Genomic DNA, 17320 nt, shown 5'->3' on the forward strand with positions numbered 1-17320 from the left:
CCCATTCTGAACAAGTCGTGCAGTCTCCTTGTCGTGAGGAGCGCAGAACGGCTATTGCCTGTACTCAACACACCCATTCTTTCTTTCTTCCATTTTTATAACCCAAACTATTCAAAAATGAAGCAAATCTACTCTCTGCTACTGGTCTGGATTGTCGTCAGCGGCCTCGGAAAAGCCTGGGCGCAAGACCGAACGCTTTCGGGCAAAATCACCAGTTCGTCTGATGGCACTCCCCTGCCCGGCGTCAACGTGGTGGCCAAAGGTTCTTCAAAAGGCAGCGTTTCGGACGTTAACGGAAATTATTCCCTGCTGGCTCCGGCCGGCACCAAAACGCTGGTCTTCTCCTACATTGGCTTTCTGACCCAGGAAGCACCTGTTTCGGCCTCCTCCAACGCCATCAACGTGACGATGACGGAAGCCAGCCAGAGCCTCGACGAAGTTATTGTTTCAGGTCTGGCTACGAGCGTCAAACGCAGCAATGCCGCCAATGCCGTTACCCGGATTTCGTCGGAAGAACTGGTCGGAAAAACCCGCCCGGTGACCCTCGATGCCGCCATGAGCGGTAAAATTGTCGGGGCCAACATCGTGCAGAACAGTGGTGCGCCCGGCGGTGGGATTTCCGTGAAACTGCGCGGAATTTCGTCCATCAACGGAAGTTCCGAACCCCTGTATGTCATCGATGGCGTTTTCGTCAACAACTCGCAGTTTGCCACCGGGGCCGGCTCCGGCTCGTTCAGCGGGGCGGGCACCAACCAGGATCAGGCCCCCAACCGGATTTCGGACATCAATCCCGCCGACATCGAGTCGATGGAAATTCTGAAAGGTCCCAGTGCGGCCGCTATCTACGGAACCCGCGCCAATGCCGGGGTGATTATCATTACTACGAAAAAAGGGAAAGCGGGCAAAACCAAAGTGAGTTTCGGTCAGGATGTCGGCTTTTCTTCTGCTACCAAACTGCTGGGTTATGAAGGCTTCAGCCTGGACCCCATTGGCCCGGAAGGACAGACCAAATTCGACTACGTTTTTGGCAATGGAACCGTGGGCAGTGGCAGCAAAACCGAAATCGACCTGTGGCAGAAAGCCACCGCCGAAGGCAAGTTGTATGATTACGAAAAGTACATTTACGGCAATACTGGCAAAATCACCAACACCCGGTTAAGCATTTCCGGCGGGAATGACAAGACCAAATTTTACATGGCGGCTGGTTTGAACGACGAAACCGGCATTCAAAAAGGAACCGGTTTTCAACGGAAGTCGATCCGTCTGAACGTGGATCACAAGCTGGCGAAATGGGTCGATTTTTCGATCGGTTCCAGCTACATGCAGACGGGCGCCCAGCGGAGTTTCAGCGGGAACGACAACCGGGGCGTTTCGATTGGCTATACCCTGGCCTATACTCCTAATTATGCCCAGTTGATGCCCGTCAACGGCGTTTACCCACAGTCCCGCTACACCGGCGACAGCCCGGTTGCCATTGCCGAGCGGACGATCAACGACGAACTCACCAACCGGTTTATTCAGTCGTTTACCAGCAACATTTACTTCCTGCAAAAACCGAACAGCACGCTGAAACTGGCCCTCCAGGGCGGTCTGGATTATGTCAACACGGAAGCGGAAGTGTATTTCCCGGAAGATTTGCAGTCGCAGCTCACCCGGGCCACGCCCGGTGCTTCCCGGTATTCGAAAAACCGGAGCTTCAACACCAATTTGCAGGCTTTCCTGATTTACAACTGGCAGTTGCTGGGCGGCAAACTCGACCTGACGTCGCAGGTGGGAACGGTGCGGCTCTCGACCGACAACGATTTTAGCTGGATTCAGGGTGACGGTTTGTTACCCAAGCAGAAGAATCCCAACACCGGGAGCGTTCGTACGTTCAGCGAAACCTGGCAGACCTGGCAGGATGTGGGTCTGATTGCCCAGCAGGAAGCCAATTACCAGGATAAAATCATCGGTACGCTGGGGATTCGCTTCGACAAATCGAGCCTGAACGGCGACAATGCGAAATGGTACGGTTTTCCACGGGCATCACTGGCGGTTAACCTGACGAAATTCGGATTCTGGTCCTACGAACCCATCAGCCAGTTCAAACTCCGGGGGGCTTTTGGCCGGACCGGGGGTGTACCGGCTTATGGAAACCTCTTCACCTCACTCGGAACCACCATCATCGACGGCCAACTGGGTTCTGTAACTCCCACGAGCGTTGGAAACCCGACCATCGAGCCCGAAACGGCGCAGGAAGTGGAATGGGGCGTCGATCTGGGCTTGTTCAAAAACCGGGTTAGTCTGGAAGCGACCTATTACGACAAAAAAATCTTCAACCTGCTGAATCCCTACACGTTATCATCCGGAACGGGGGTTACGCAGTTCAACGCCTATCCGGTCGGTGACTTGCAAAACCGGGGGGTTGAACTGGGCCTGAACGTCACACCGGTCGAGATGTCGAATTTCACCTGGACCTCCTCGGTGCAATACTGGTTCAACCGCAGCAAAATCACGCGGCTGGAAATTCCGAACACGACGGTGGGTTCCGGTTTCAGTATTTACGGACGCAACCAGTTGCGTTTGGGCGAATCGCCAACCCGCTGGTATGGCTCCCCGAACGTTCCGGATGCACAGGGCGTTGCCCAGGCGACCCGCTACGAAGACGCGCAGCCGAAATACCAGGTTTCGTTTTCCAACCAGTTCAAGCTTTTCCAAAGCTTCGACTTCGGATTCCTGCTGCACACCAGCCAGGGGAATCATAACTCCAACCTGACGACCAAACAGAAAGATACGGGCGGTACGACGAAAGACTGGAGCCAGGTCGACAATTTGTATGGCAACGTGGGACTGCCCAACGGACGCGCCCGGCTGCCGGCCAACCCCAACGTAACGGCCCGTGAATTCATTCAGGATGCGAGTTATGTGCGGCTGCGCGAGGTTTCGCTCTACTACACGGTTCCCAGGGCCATTCTGGGCAAAGCGTTTGCCAATGTGGTGTCCAACATCCGGATCGGTACGTCGGCCCAAAACCTGCTGACCTTTACCAAATACGAAGGCTACGATCCCGAAGCGTCGAACTTTGGAAACCAGTCGGTGGGCGCGAGCGTCGACAATGCCGCTTTCCCGAACAGCAAACGGATTTTCTTCCACATTGCGGTTGATTTTTAGTCTCCAAACGTTTTCCTCTATGAAATTTTCTCTAAAACATACCATTCTTCTGGCCGGACTTGCTTTTGCGATGCCGTCCTGTAGCTTTTTTGAAGTCGAAGACACCATCGACCCCAACAACCCCGCCCTGGAGTCTATCCTGACCAACGCGTCCCGGATCCAGATCAACCAGATGGGCATCGGCATCCAGTCGTCTTTCCGCAACGGCCAGTCGAATCTGGTTCGGGTTACCGGCTCCATTGGCCGGGAAATCTACAACCTGGCTTCCACGGAGCTGACCTGGACCACCGAATTACTGGGAACGACCAACGGCGGTTTTAGCGCAACCACCTTATTCAACGGTTATTACAGCGATTACGCCCAGACCCGTCGCCGGGCCGAGTATTTTAAACTGGCCGCCGAAAATTCCGCCCCCAGCGCGCTGACCGACGCCGAAAAGCAGGGGATTCGGGGTTTTGCCAATACCGTATCGGCCTACACGATGTTGTGTATGCTCAACATGCAGTATAAAAATGGCATCCGGATCAAATACACGGACTTGTACAGCCCGGGTGACATGCTGAAACCGGGACCGTTTGTGTCCTACGAAGAAGCGCTGAACGAAATCCGGCGGTTGCTGGACGAAGGAGCAACGCAACTGGCTGCCGGTGGAACGGCTTTCGGATTTACGATGACGAGCGGTTATGCCGGGTTCAATACGCCCGCCAATTTCCGAAAATTCAACCGGGCACTGGCCGCACGGACGGCGATGTACCAGCAGGACTGGACGGGTTTGTTGACCACCCTGAACGAATCGTTTTTCGACCTGAACGGTGCGCTGACCACCGGCCCCAATTTTACGTATTCAACCACCTCGGGGGATATCACGAATCCGCAATTTCAGCAACTGAACACGACGGCTTCGCCCGTGGTCGCCCAGGCGTTGTTTATCTCTCAGGCCGAAGCGGGTGATACGCGGGTGACGAAAAAAGTAACGAAACGCACCTCCGCCCGCGCTCTAAACGGGATTATTGGTGAGTACGACGTGTCGATGTATCCGCTCAGTACCAATCCGATCTCGATCATCCGGAACGAAGAACTGATTCTGATGTATGCCGAAGCGATGATTCAAACCGGCAAACTGGCGGATGCCGTAACAGCCCTGAACAAGGTTCGGGTTGGTGCCGGATTAAAGGAACTGGCGACCGCCAAACCGGCGATTCTGAACGACAAAAATGCCCTGATCGACGAGTTGCTGAATCAACGCCGGTATTCGTTGTTTTACGAAGGCCACCGCTGGTTCGACATGCGACGCTACGGCCGTCTGGCCCAGCTTCCGAACGATCAGCCGAATCATAAAGTGTACGATCAACTGATTCGTCCGTTTGCCGAAGTTCAGTGGGATGCCAAAAATCCGCAGTAACCTAACCCCTAACCCCCATTTTATGAATCATTTCCACAGTAAGATCGCCCGTCGATTGCTGATCGTCCTGGCGTTTCTGACCTCGTTTACTGGTTTTGCCCAGACGAAGCTCAAGTTTGAACTTTCGTTTCCGGCTGCCATCAGCTCAACGCCACTGACGGGCCGGATGTTTCTGATCATTACGCGCAAAGACAGCACCGAACCCCGGCAGCAGGTGGGCCGCTACGGCACGCAGTTCTGGGGAGCGGATTTCGAAAAACTGGCTGCGGGCAAAGCTGTCACCATCGACGGTTCTACGCTGGGTTATCCCATCAACGCGCTGAAAGATGTTCCGAAAGGCGAGTACTTTGTGCAGGCGGTTTTGAACAAATACACCGAATTCAAGCGGTCGGACGGCCACACGGTCTGGATGCACATGGACCAGTGGGAAGGCCAGCAGTGGACGCGCTCGCCGGGGAACGTCTACAGTGCGGTTCAGAAAATCACGATCGATCCGGCGAAAAGCGAAACCATCAAGCTGGAAGTGACGAAGGTGATTCCGCCCATTTCGGTGCCTGCGGATACCAAATGGGTGAAGCACATCAAAATCCAGAGTGCCAAACTAACGAAATTCTGGGGCCATCCGATTTTTATCGGTGCCACCATTCTGCTGCCGAAAGGCTACGACGAGGAACCTACCCGGCTCTATCCGACGGTGTATCAGCAAGGCCACTTTTCGACCGCGCCCCCGTTCCGGTTTGCCGAAAACCCGAACAACGAGTTTTACAAAGACTGGACGGCGGATAATGCCCCCCGGTTTATTGCCATCACGCTGCAACATCCGTCGCCTTACTTCGATGATTCGTACGCGGTCAACTCGGCCAACAACGGCCCGTTTGGCGACGCCATTCACGAAGAATTGATCCCGGAAATTGAAACGAAATTTCGTTGCATCCGCGAAGGCTACGCCCGTTTACTCACGGGTGGTTCGACCGGTGGTTGGGAATCGTTTGCGCTCCAGGTCTGGTATCCCGAGTTTTACGGTGGCACCTGGTCGTTTGCCCCCGATCCGCTCGACTTCTGGAACGTGGAAGGCATCGATATTTACAAAGACAAAAATGCGTTTTACAAAGAATACGAGTGGTATAAAGTCCCTACGACCAACACGCGCATCCCGGCAACGGGCGAACCCCGCCTGACCTCCGAACAGCGCAACATGATGGAGTTGGTCAATGGCACGAAAGGGCGGTCGGGCGGTCAGCTCGACGTCTGGAGTTCGGTGTTCGGGCCGGTCGGTGCCGACGGGTATTTCAAACCGCTGTTCGACAAAAAGACCGGGGTGATCGATCCCAGCGTGGCCGCTTACTGGAAGGAACATTATGATTTGCGGCATTACCTGGAGAAAAACTGGGCAACCGTTGGGCCGAAGCTGGTGGGCAAGCTAAACATCATCGTTGGGCGGATGGACGATTTCTTCCTTAACTTTGGGGTGTATAAAGTCGACGAGTTTTTGAGCAAAACCACCAATCCGGCTTACGGCGGTTCGGTGACCTACGGCGACCGCGGTGGTCATAGCTGGCGGCCCTACTCCAACGGCGAATTGCTCAAAATCATGGATGCGCACATCAAAAAGATGGCTCCGGCCAAGGGTGCAACGACGAAAGCCAATTAGTATAACCAACGCAATCGCATGAAAATCAGTCTGAAAATACCGTCGATTTGCCAGCTGCTGCTGCTGGCGGTGGTCGTTGCTCTGAGTCATCCACTGCTGGCGCAAGTGCCGGGAGTCAACAAGGCGGATTCGTTGTACATCCGGGAAAACTACGTCAAGACGGAAGTGATGGTGCCGATGCGCGACGGGGTGAAACTGTTCACATCGATTTATACGCCGAAAAATACCTCGCAGAAATACCCGATCATGTTCGATCGCACGCCCTACAGCGTGGCTCCTTACGGAGCCGATGCGTATAAAACGTCGCTGGGACCTTCGATGGCGTTCGCCAAAGACGGTTATATCTTTGTTTATCAGGATGTTCGGGGTCGCTGGATGTCGGAAGGCAACTTTGTAGCGGTTCGGCCGCACATTCCCGACAAGAAGAAAAAAACCGATGTGGACGAAAGTTCGGATACCTACGATGCCATCGACTGGCTGATCAAAAACATTCCGAACAACAACGGCAAGGTGGGCACCTGGGGCATTTCGGCACCCGGTTTCTACACGACCATGACCGCCATCGACGCCCACCCGGCCCTCAAGGCGGTTTCGCCCCAGGCACCGGTAACGGACTGGTACATGGGCGACGACCGGCACCACAACGGCGCCTTTTTTCTGATGGGTACCTTCGCCTTTCTATCGTCGTATGGCCAGCCGCGCCCGGTTCCAACCACCAAGGGAGGACCCCGTTTCAACGGCTACTACACCCCGGATTCGTATAAATTTTACATGAATGTCGGGCCGCTGTCGAAGGTCAACGAAAAGTATTTCAAAGGCGAAAATGCGCTCTGGCAGGAGATGATGGTACACGATGCCTACGATGAATACTGGCAAAGCCGGACGCCCGTTCCGCACCTGAAAAATATCAAACCGGCCATCATGACCGTGGGCGGGTGGTTCGATCAGGAAGATTTGTACGGGCCGCTCAAGACTTACGCGGGCATCGAAAGCAAGAATCCGAAAACAAAAAACCTGCTGGTCATGGGGCCGTGGATTCACGGCGGCTGGGCGCGCAGCACCGGCGAATCGCTGGGAAATATTCGTTTTGGCGCCAAAACGTCGCTGTATTACCGGGAAAAAATTGAGCTGCCATTTTTCAATCATTACCTGAAAGACGGTCCCGATCCGCAACTGCCGGATGCGTCTATTTTTCTGACGGGTTCCAATGAGTGGAAGCAATACAGCCAGTGGCCCCCCAAAGAGTCGGAAGAACGCAGCATTTATTTACACGCCAACGGCAAGCTGTCGTTCGAAGCGCCAAAGGAAACCGAAGCGGTTTTTGACGAATACGTGAACGATCCCAAGAAACCGGTTCCGTATACGAACAACATCCAGATTATCCGGGGTGCCGATTTTATGTATGAAGACCAGCGGTTTGCGGCTGCCCGCCCCGACGTGATGGTGTATGAGTCGGAAGCGTTGACGGAAGACCTGACGATTACCGGGAATGTGATGGCGAATCTGTTTGTCACCTCAACCGGAACGGATGCGGATTTTGTGGTGAAACTGATCGATGTCTATCCCGACACGACAACGGCCACCAGCCCGATTCCAACGACCAAAATGGCCGGTTTTCAGTTGCTGGTGCGGGGCGAAGTGATGCGGGCGAAATTCCGCAACAGCTTCTCCAAGCCGGAACCGCTGAAACCGGGTGAAGTGGCTGAAGTGAGGTTCGACATGCAGGATGCGGCCCATACGTTCAAAAAAGGCCACAAAATGATGGTACAGGTGCAGAGTTCGTGGTTCCCGCTGGTCGACCGCAATCCGGGCAAGTTCATGAACATCTACGACGCTACGGAAGCCGATTTCCAGAAAACCACCCAACGGGTTTATTTCTCAAACAAGAATCCCTCGCACGTCAAGGTGCGGGTGTTGAACAAGGGTATTTGAGAGTTGATAATAAAAAGCCGCCGGGCCGTAAGGGAGAGATTCCTTGACGGCCCCGGCGGCTTTTTATTGATGAAACGATTTTAAAATATCGATGAATTCATCAATATTTATCACTTGTAATCGAGGAAAAGGAATACCCTTGAGAATAGTAAAGTGACGGTCGTTGGTGACAATAAAATCGGCGTTACAGGCTACAGCACAATCGACAAACTTATTATCATCCGGGTCATTTTTAATTAGCTCCCAGCGGAAGAATTTAGTAACCAGAGCAACATTGGGGGCATTATCAATGACTTCTAAAACATCCTGCGTTATTGTCGGTCCCAGATGATGTGGTTGTTCAAAAATCTCTTCGTATTCGTCTAAAATGTCACCCGTTACACAAAGTGTGTAGATTCCATTCAGAAAAGCACGGTAAATAAGGTGATAGCGGGAACGGTCAGAAATTGATACTAATAGCACATTGGTATCAATAGTAACTTTAAGATCCGACATAATGCGGTTTATTACCTATTTGCGATAAGGAGTCCGCAGATGGGCATTTAAAATCTCGTCTACTTTTTGGTCATCCCACGCCTGTTCATCCCACGTTTTGTTAGCTCCTTCAATGGATTTCTGAGCGAAGTAATCGACAATGATCTTCTTAATCTCCAGCCAGTGCTCACTATCGACCTCTCTTGAAAACATTTTTAGTAATTCAAGTTGGGGCTGATTAAGAGGGGTTTGCAACGAATTTTCCATAGGCTAATTCCCGAAATTCAGCATTCCTACTGAGTAATTTGCTTATTCAAAGATACACAATGCCTAACGTAATTTTCAACAAAAATTACGTTAGGCTAATTCTTCTACTTTTTCGCATAAACAATCTCCCTTTCCAATCGAAACCCATACCTTTGGGTTCAAATTCCTTCCCTGAAAAAACCGTTTACTTTCCCAATGAAAACCCGATTTACCCTTCTTTTCCTCAGTCTTCTCCCCGGGTTTTTAGCGGCCCAAACCACCGGCATAGTCAAATCCGAGTTTATTTACGAAACGGCCCCTTTCCCCTCCTGTCACGCGTCTACGCTAGCCGAAACCTCGGATGCCATCGTAGCAGCCTGGTTCGGAGGCACCCGTGAACGGCATCCCGATGTCGGCATCTGGTTCAGTCGCAAAACCGGGTCAGGCTGGACCGCCCCGGTCGAACTGGCCAATGGCATTCAGGCTGAAGGGGCACGGCAACCGACCTGGAATCCGGTTTTGTTCCAAATGCCGAATGGACCGTTGCTGCTGTTTTATAAAGTTGGCCCCAGCCCGTCGACCTGGTGGGGCATGCAGATGAGTTCGGCTGACGGTGGAAAAACCTGGTCGAAACCCACGCGACTCCCCGACGGAATCGTTGGCCCGATTAAAAACAAACCGGTTTTGCTGGCCTCCGGCAAATTACTTTGCCCGTCGAGCAGCGAAGACAACGGCTGGCGGTTGCATATGGAAAGCAGCACTGATGGCGGAAAAACCTGGCAGAAAACCCCGGCACTCAACGACGGCAAGCAATTCAGTGCCATTCAGCCCAGCATTCTGTTTCACCCCAACGGCAAATTGCAGTTGCTTTGCCGCAGTAAAAACGGTCGTGTTCTGGAAGCCTGGTCGGAAGATGGCGGGACAAAATGGACGGAGTTGAAAGCGACTGAATTGCCCAACCCGAATTCCGGGACGGATGCCGTAACGCTCCAGGATGGCCGGCAACTGCTGGTGTATAACCACACGCCCAAAGGCCGCTCACCGCTTAACGTGGCCGTGTCGCCCGATGGCAAACGCTGGCAGGCTGCGGTGGTGCTCGAAAACGAGCCCGGTGGCGAGTTTTCGTATCCGGCCGTGATTCAGTCCCGCGACGGACTGGTGCACCTTACCTACACCCATCATCGGAAAAAGATAAAATACGTAGTGCTGGACCCGGCCAAACTGTCGTTGACCGATATCAAAGAAGGGCAATGGCCAAAACCGTAGGGATTGGCTTCGAAAGGTTGTTGAAAAACACAATCAGCGCGTGACCTGCTGTTGCTGGATGGTGCTTTTGAGTCGCTCGATTTCCTGCTGCTGGCTGTCGGCTTTGAAGTAGTAATACAGGCCGGCAATCAGAAAGATCTTGGATAAAACAAACACAATCACAAAAGCCAGTCGCCAGTATTTGTGGACGCGGATAAACGAGTCGCTCACCTCTACTTCCACGTAGTCAGATTTAGCGGTTCGGGGTTCCGCGTCTTTTTTATCGTCCGTTTCGGGCTCTCGTTTCCTGATTTCCTGGCCGGGAATGCGCGCCTGGATGAGTTCCCAGGTGCCGGGTGGCGGGGGAACCGAATTTTCGACACAATACGTTTCAATCACCACTTCAAGCTCGTTCAAAGCCGAAGACACTTCCGGATAAAGAACCTTCATCTGCTGGACTTCGTGTTGCTCCTCTTCGGACGCTAATCCCAACAGATAGGCCTCTAAAACTCCACTATCTATGTATTGACGAATTTCCAATTTCCTACGTAATTACGATCGACGAAACACGTGAATAAAATCCCGAATGGCTTTTACTAATTCCGGTCTGGAAAGGCCAGACTGCTCGGAAATCGTTTCAAAAGAGTAGCCCTGACGAAAGGATAAGTCAAAAATATACTCCGGTGAATAACTGTTATTTACCGAAAATGGTTCCGTGCGGTCGGCTTCCCGTTCTTTCGCCTTATCCTTCAACTCAAGCGCTTTGGCGCGGGCGATTCGGATGACCGCAATCGCCGGATTAACCGCTGAATTGGCGAAAGCCGGTAAGTGTTCGGCGGAAAAAACCTCCATCAGCGCCTTCTGGGCTAAGGTCGATTGCGGAAGAATCTGCAAGATAATCCCATAGGCCAGTGCGCCAAACCGATCGTAGAGCGCTCGTTGATCAACCGGCCGGCGATGATGCCGAAAGGCACCATTTTCTGCTGATCGTTCCAGTTCATTCATGCCATACCCCATTAGTGAAACAAATTCGAATGATCTCCAGATCGGGTTAGACACGGTTGTCGTTAACCAGCTTCTGATGCAATGTATTCTTTGTGTCTCGTTTTCAGCCCGATTCGCACAAAGTTAATGCCAAATTTAAGGTGAAAATGTAGAAAAAAACATAACTATTCCTAAACTTACGATCACAAAAAAGGAATCATTTTCTTTCTCTGCCACCGAAAAACCGTTTGGCTCCGTTCCTCTTCCCCGCACGGCCATGCGTTCCGCCCAATTTTCCGTATCTTTGCGGTCAATTCCAAATCCCAGTACGATCGTGAGTTACAAAGAATATAAGAACCTGAATTATGCGCAGGTTGGCGATGATATATTAGCCTTCTGGAAAGCCAATCGCGTCTTTGAACAATCCGTCGACACACGCGAAGGCCAGCCTACGTTTACGTTTTACGAAGGGCCGCCCTCGGCGAACGGAAAACCGGGCATTCACCACGTGATGGCCCGGGCGATTAAAGATATTTTTTGCCGGTATAAAACCTTGCAGGGCTTTCAGGTCAAACGCAAAGGGGGTTGGGATACCCACGGTTTGCCCATCGAGTTGCAGGTCGAAAAAGAGCTGGGCATTACGAAAGATCACATCGGCAAGCCCGAATCCGAAGGCGGCATCAGCATCGAGGACTACAACCAGAAATGCCGGGAAGCCGTGATGAAATTCACGGACTTGTGGAACGACCTGACCGAAAAAATGGGCTACTGGGTCGATCTCGACAATCCGTATGTCACCTACCAGAGTGAATACATCGAATCCGTCTGGCAGTTACTGAAACGACTGTATGACAAGGGATTACTGTATAAAGGCTATACGATTCAGCCGTATTCGCCGAAGGCCGGAACCGGTCTGTCGTCGCACGAGCTGAACATGCCCGGCACCTACAAAGACGTGAAAGACACGACGATTGTGGCGATGTTTAAGACCAAACCGTCGAATCAAACCGTACAGGTCTTTGGCGACCTGCAAGGTTCACAACCTTACATCCTGGCCTGGACCACCACACCCTGGACCCTGCCGGGCAACTCCGCGCTGACCGTTGGGAAAGACATTGATTATGTGCTGGTCAAGACCTTTAATCCGTATACCTACGAACCGGTGAATGTAGTGCTGGCCAAAGCACTCGTCGGCCGTTGGTTCAATGAGAAAGCCGAACGGTCGGACCCCCACGACGGCGATTTCGACGGCTTTGCGGTTTCGGACAAAAAACTGGTTCCGTGGACGGTTCTTAAGGAGTTCAAAGGCTCGGAACTGGCCGGGATCGAATATGAGCAGCTCATGCCTTACGTGACGCCTGAAACGCCCGCTTTCCGCGTCATTCTGGGTGATTTCGTGACGACCGAAGATGGTACGGGGGTGGTTCATACTTCACCGACGTTTGGGGCCGATGACTTTCGGGTTGCCCAGCAAAACGGCATTCCGTCCATCATGGTGAAGGATGAAAACGGGAAGGAAGTACCGATTGTCGACAAGCACGGGCAGTTTGTGCAGGAAATCGGGGAGTTTGCCGGGCGGTATGTGAAAGAGCAATATTACTCCGACGAAGAACAGGAAGCGCCGGAGTTTAAACCGACGGACGTGCTGATTGCCATCAAGTTAAAGACCGAAGGAAAGGCGTTTCACGTCGAAAAATACGAACACCCGTACCCGCACTGCTGGCGGACCGACAAACCCATTCTGTATTACCCGCTCGATAGCTGGTTTATCAAAACCACGGCGGTTAAAGACAAACTGGTCGCGCTGAACAAAACGATCAACTGGAATCCCGAAAGCACCGGAACCGGGCGGTTTGGCAACTGGCTCGAAAACCTGGTGGACTGGAACCTCAGCCGCAGCCGGTTTTGGGGAACACCCCTGCCGATCTGGCGCAATGAAACCGGCGACGAAATCTGCATCGGTTCGGTCGCCGAACTGAAAGCGGGAGTTGAAAAAGCCGTTGCGTCGGGCTTGTTGTCGGACGAACAAAAGAGCAAAAACGAAGCCTATCTGCAAAAAATCGAATCCGGCGATTACGACCTTCACCGGCCTTTTGTCGATGAATTGTACCTGGTTTCCGAATCTGGTAAAGTGCTGCAACGCGAATCGGATCTGATCGACGTCTGGTTCGATTCGGGTGCGATGCCCTACGCCCAGTGGCATTATCCGTTCGAGAACAAGGACGTTTTCGACAAGGCGTATCCCGCCGACTTCATCTCCGAGGGGGTCGATCAGACGCGCGGCTGGTTCTTCACGCTCCACGCCATTTCCGGGATGCTCGGCACGCTGGATGAAAAAGCCGATTCGTCGGTAGCGTTCAAAAATGTGGTTTCGACCGGTTTGGTGCTGGACAAAAATGGCAACAAAATGTCGAAGCGGCTGGGCAACGCCGTCGATCCGTTCACGACGCTGGCGACCTACGGGGCCGATGCCACCCGCTGGTACATGATCACCAACGCCGAGCCCTGGGATAACCTGAAATTCAACATCGACGGCATTGCCGAAGTGCAACGCCGGTTTTTCGGAACACTCTATAACACCTATTCGTTTTTTGCGCTGTACGCCAACCTCGACCAGTTCGATTTCGACGGTGCGCGGACGATTCCCGTTGACCAACGCCCGGAGCTAGACCGCTGGATTCTGTCGAAATTGCAGTCGCTGGTGCTGGAAGTGGAGCAGCAATTCGAGAATTATAACCCCACCAAAGCGGGCCGGGCAGTGCAGGATTTTGTGAACGACCAGCTTTCCAACTGGTACGTGCGGCTTTCGCGCCGGCGTTTCTGGAATGCGCCCAAAACGTCATCGGGCGAATTAAGCCTGGACACCCGGGCGGCTTACGAAACGCTGCACGAATGTCTGACAACGGTTTCCAAACTGATGTCGCCGATCGCGCCGTTCTTCGCCGACTGGCTTTACCGCAACCTGACGAAAGAAACGGATTTGTCGGTTCACCTGACCAATTTCCCGAAAGCGGAACAAGCCTTAATCGACGGCGACCTGGAAACGTCCATGCAACTCGGGCAGGACATCTGCTCGCTGGTTCACTCGCTGCGGAAAGGGCATAAAATCAAGGTACGCCAGCCATTGACGAAGGTGCTGATCCCGGTTCTGAACGAAACGACCCGACGGCAGATCGAACACGTTTCACCGATTATTCAGTCGGAAGTGAACGTGAAAGCCGTTGAGTTCATCGATGATGCGTCCGGTATTCTGAAGAAGAAAATCAAGCCCAACTTCAAAACGCTGGGTCCGAAATTCGGTCCGATGATGAAAGACGTAGCAACGACGATCAACACCATGACCGAAGACGACATCCGCAAACTGGAAGCCGCCGGAAGCATGCAACTGGCCATTGGCGAGATCACGATAGCCGACGTCGAGATTCGGACGGAGGACGTTCCGGGCTGGATTGTAGCCACGCAAAACGGTTTAACGGTTGCGCTGGACGTGACGGTTACGCCCGAGCTGCGCCAGGAAGGCATCGCCCGTGACTTCATCAACCGCATCCAGAACCTGCGGAAAGACCAGAATTTTGAAGTGACGGATAAGATTCGGATCGAACTGGAGAACAGCCCGACCGAGGTACTAACCAGTGCCATCGAAACCCACAAAGACTACATCTGTCAGGAAGTACAGGCGCTGTCGCTGGAGTTGGTCAACGATCTGAACGGCAATGCGACGGAAATTGAAATGGATGAATTTCTGCTGCGCGTGAAAGTGGAAGTCGCTTAACACAGGAATACGAATACCCACGGATTCAGGTTCGTGGGTATTTTTTTATAAAAAAGATGGTGAATCCTCCGGCACATTCCTCTCTACACATGATCCACCATCTATGTGTAGAAACATCAAAGAAATCGTATTGTTTTAAATAAGACTAAATTCGACCGCTGCCATTGCGTGAAGCGTTGTGGTATCGAACAGCGGTACGTTTGTGTGTTCTGCCTGAACCAGGATGGGAATTTCAGTACAGCCTAAAATCACCCCTTCCGCGCCCTGCCCGGCGAGTTTCTCGATGATCTCTACAAAGCGGATGCGGGTACTGTCGCTGAAGATGCCTTTGCTGAATTCGTGGTAAATCTTGTCGTGAACGTATTTCTGATCTTCTTCGTCGGGCAAAATGACGTCGATGCCAAAACGCTCTTTCAATCGCCCGCGAAAAAACAGACGTTCCATTGTGAAGCGGGTTCCCAATAATCCGACTGTCCGAAAACCGGCTTTCTGAATGGCTTCGGCGGTTACATCGGTAATGTGCAACAACGGAACCGGCAAACGCTCGGTCACGCCTTCAGCGACTTCGTGCTGGGTGTTGCAGGCAATCACCACAAAGTCGGCTCCGGCCCGAACGAGGCCCTGCGCCATGTCGTCAACGGCGGTTTCAATCGCCTTCCAGTCGTCGGCTTTTTGCCACTGGCTGAATTCTTCAAAATTGGCACTCGACAGCACGAGTTTCGCCGAATAATGACCGCCCAACCGTTTCCCAATCTCCTGATTGATCAGGCGGTAGTAAACCGCCGAGCTTTCCCACGACATGCCGCCGATGATTCCGATGGTTTTCATTTTTCAAGATCGGTTACGGTGATTACCCTACCAACGCGACGCCCCACAACACGACAAACAGCAAGGTCGATAAGGCCAGTTGCCCCAGACGCGGGTTCAACTCCCCCGGTTTCTGGTGATTGGCAACCGCCCGACCATTCAGCACAAACAGCGGAAAGGCCAGCAAATACAGCCAGCTAAACCAGTTGTGCCCGATGAGCAGTGTGTAGATTACGGCACAAAGCATACCGCCCAGCAGCAGCAGCCAGTGGTAGCGAACGGCCCGTTGCCGCCCCAGCCGCACCGGAATGGAATATTTGCCGGTTTTGGCGTCGGTTTCAATATCGCGGATGTTGTTGATATTCAGTACGCCAGTGGCCAGTAAACCAACACTGGTGGCCGGTAACAGCAGAATGGGTTCGAAGGACAGGGTGTGCAGAAAGTAGGTTCCCAGAACGCCCACCCAACCGAAGAAAAGCAGGACGGCAATGTCGCCAAAACCGCTGTAGCCGTAGGGCCGTTTCCCGTTGGTGTAGGCAATAGCGGCTCCGATGCAGAGCAAACCCAGGCCCACGAAGATCCAGAAAACTTCCGTTGGAGCATTTTTCAGCGACTCGACCAGCAGCCAGATGCCGGAAATCAACGCCAGCAAGGAGGTAACGATAATCCCGCGCAACATCGATTCTTTGGTGATCAGGCCGGTTGCCACCGCCCGGCGGGGACCCACGCGCTCGGCGGTGTCCTTGCCCGATACCGCATCGCCGTAGTCGTTGGCAAAATTGGAGAGGATTTGCAGAAAAATCGTGGTGAGCGATGCCAGAACGCAAATGGTCCAGCTAAACTGGCCAGCCGAAGCCGCCAGAAAGCTTCCCAGAATGATGCTGGCCAGCGCCAGCGGTAACGTACGCGGCCGGGCAGCCGCAAGCCAACTTTTCATAGTGATGAGTTAAGAGTTAAGAATTAAGAGTTAAGAGTTGGCTGACGCACAAAAACTCTTAACTCTTAATTCTTAACTCTTAATTTTTAACTCAAATGCCAACGGCCGATTTGAATTCCGGATCGGTTGGTAATACTTTGGATGCGAAGAAGTGCGTCAGTTCGCCTTTTTCGTTGATGACGTATTTGCAGAAGTTCCAGGTTGGCACCTTGTCATTCCAGCCATTCAACGACTTGTCCGACAGCCACTTGTAGAGCGGAGCCTGGTTTTCGCCCAGCACTTCGGTTTTTTCGAACATCGGGAACGATACGCCATAGTTCTTTTTGCAGAACTCGGCGATTTCGGAGTTGGTACCGGGATCCTGGCTCTTGAAGTTGTTGGACGGGAACCCTAACACGACCACTTTGTCGCCGTGTTCTTTGTAGAACGCTTCCCATTTTTCAAACTGTGGCGTAAAACCGCACTTGGAGGCTGTGTTCAGAATCACCACCTTTTTGCCCCGGTATTGTTTCAGGGGGACGGTTTTGCCTTCAATGGAGTTGACGGTAAAATCGTACAATGATTTGGTCGGAGCAACCGCGTTGGCCGGACGTACAGCGACTTCGCTTTTGTCACTCAGCAGGAAATTCAAAACAGTTTTTACAGACATAAAGCTGGATAAGGTTACAGCCAGGACACCAACAGATACTAGAAGAAGTAGCTTTTTCATTTGAGTTGGGA

At 52.7% G+C, this 17320-nt stretch carries 13 protein-coding genes; 6 read left to right on the forward strand and 7 right to left on the reverse strand.

The genetic code is table 11. The features are described 5' to 3' along the window. Positions 1-117: 117 nt before the first annotated feature. From FH871_RS03415 to FH871_RS03430, 4 genes are read left to right on the forward strand one after another with little or no spacing between them, the layout of a single operon-like run. Positions 118-3150, forward strand: a complete 3033-nt coding sequence (locus FH871_RS03415; protein WP_138989904.1) for a SusC/RagA family TonB-linked outer membrane protein — start codon at positions 118-120, stop codon at positions 3148-3150. A gap of 19 nt (positions 3151-3169) precedes the next feature. Then, positions 3170-4552, forward strand: coding sequence for a RagB/SusD family nutrient uptake outer membrane protein (locus FH871_RS03420; RefSeq protein ID WP_171062748.1), 1383 nt, complete (start codon positions 3170-3172; stop codon positions 4550-4552). A gap of 22 nt (positions 4553-4574) precedes the next feature. Continuing rightward, a complete protein-coding gene (locus FH871_RS03425; RefSeq protein WP_171062749.1) occupies positions 4575-6203 on the forward strand; it encodes an alpha/beta hydrolase-fold protein in 1629 nt (542 codons plus the stop codon). A gap of 18 nt (positions 6204-6221) precedes the next feature. Next, positions 6222-8135 (forward strand): CocE/NonD family hydrolase, encoded by a 1914-nt coding sequence (locus tag FH871_RS03430; RefSeq protein ID WP_138989907.1) that lies wholly within the window; start codon positions 6222-6224, stop codon positions 8133-8135. A gap of 63 nt (positions 8136-8198) precedes the next feature. Here FH871_RS03430 and FH871_RS03435 read toward each other — a convergent pair whose 3' ends face one another. Together FH871_RS03435 and FH871_RS03440 are read right to left on the reverse strand one after the other, a co-directional pair. Continuing rightward, complete coding sequence (locus FH871_RS03435; protein ID WP_138989908.1) at positions 8199-8630, reverse strand: putative toxin-antitoxin system toxin component, PIN family; 432 nt, start codon at positions 8628-8630, stop codon at positions 8199-8201. Positions 8631-8645: 15 nt separating this feature from the next. Further along, a complete protein-coding gene (locus FH871_RS03440; protein ID WP_138989909.1) occupies positions 8646-8876 on the reverse strand; it encodes a hypothetical protein in 231 nt (76 codons plus the stop codon). A gap of 195 nt (positions 8877-9071) precedes the next feature. Between FH871_RS03440 and FH871_RS03445 the strand changes: the two genes are divergently transcribed. Continuing rightward, a complete protein-coding gene (locus tag FH871_RS03445) occupies positions 9072-10121 on the forward strand; it encodes an exo-alpha-sialidase (RefSeq protein WP_138989910.1) in 1050 nt (349 codons plus the stop codon). Between the two features lie 33 nt (positions 10122-10154). Here FH871_RS03445 and FH871_RS03450 read toward each other — a convergent pair whose 3' ends face one another. Further along, positions 10155-10550 carry a hypothetical protein gene (locus tag FH871_RS03450; protein WP_229317001.1) on the reverse strand — a complete coding sequence of 132 codons (396 nt, stop codon included), beginning with the start codon at positions 10548-10550 and terminating at the stop codon, positions 10155-10157. Positions 10551-10652: 102 nt separating this feature from the next. Next, complete coding sequence (locus FH871_RS03455; RefSeq protein ID WP_138989912.1) at positions 10653-11105, reverse strand: hypothetical protein; 453 nt, start codon at positions 11103-11105, stop codon at positions 10653-10655. Positions 11106-11418: 313 nt separating this feature from the next. On the opposite strand from FH871_RS03455, the gene ileS reads away from it, so the two are divergent. Next, the gene (ileS, locus tag FH871_RS03460) at positions 11419-14856 is read left to right on the forward strand and encodes an isoleucine--tRNA ligase (protein WP_229317009.1); all 3438 of its coding nucleotides are present in this window, start codon (positions 11419-11421) and stop codon (positions 14854-14856) included. 135 nt (positions 14857-14991) lie between these two features. Here the strand turns inward: ileS and FH871_RS03470 are convergent, their stop codons facing one another. From FH871_RS03470 to FH871_RS03480, 3 genes are all read right to left on the reverse strand, one after another. Next, positions 14992-15684, reverse strand: coding sequence for an aspartate/glutamate racemase family protein (locus tag FH871_RS03470; RefSeq protein WP_138989914.1), 693 nt, complete (start codon positions 15682-15684; stop codon positions 14992-14994). 22 nt (positions 15685-15706) lie between these two features. Further along, complete coding sequence (locus tag FH871_RS03475) at positions 15707-16600, reverse strand: 1,4-dihydroxy-2-naphthoate polyprenyltransferase (protein WP_138989915.1); 894 nt, start codon at positions 16598-16600, stop codon at positions 15707-15709. 91 nt (positions 16601-16691) lie between these two features. Then, positions 16692-17309 (reverse strand): glutathione peroxidase, encoded by a 618-nt coding sequence (locus FH871_RS03480; protein ID WP_138989916.1) that lies wholly within the window; start codon positions 17307-17309, stop codon positions 16692-16694. Between the last annotated feature and the right edge of the window lie 11 nt (positions 17310-17320).

It is taken from the genome of Larkinella sp. C7 (assembly GCF_006149005.1).
Lineage (GTDB): Bacteria > Bacteroidota > Bacteroidia > Cytophagales > Spirosomataceae > Larkinella.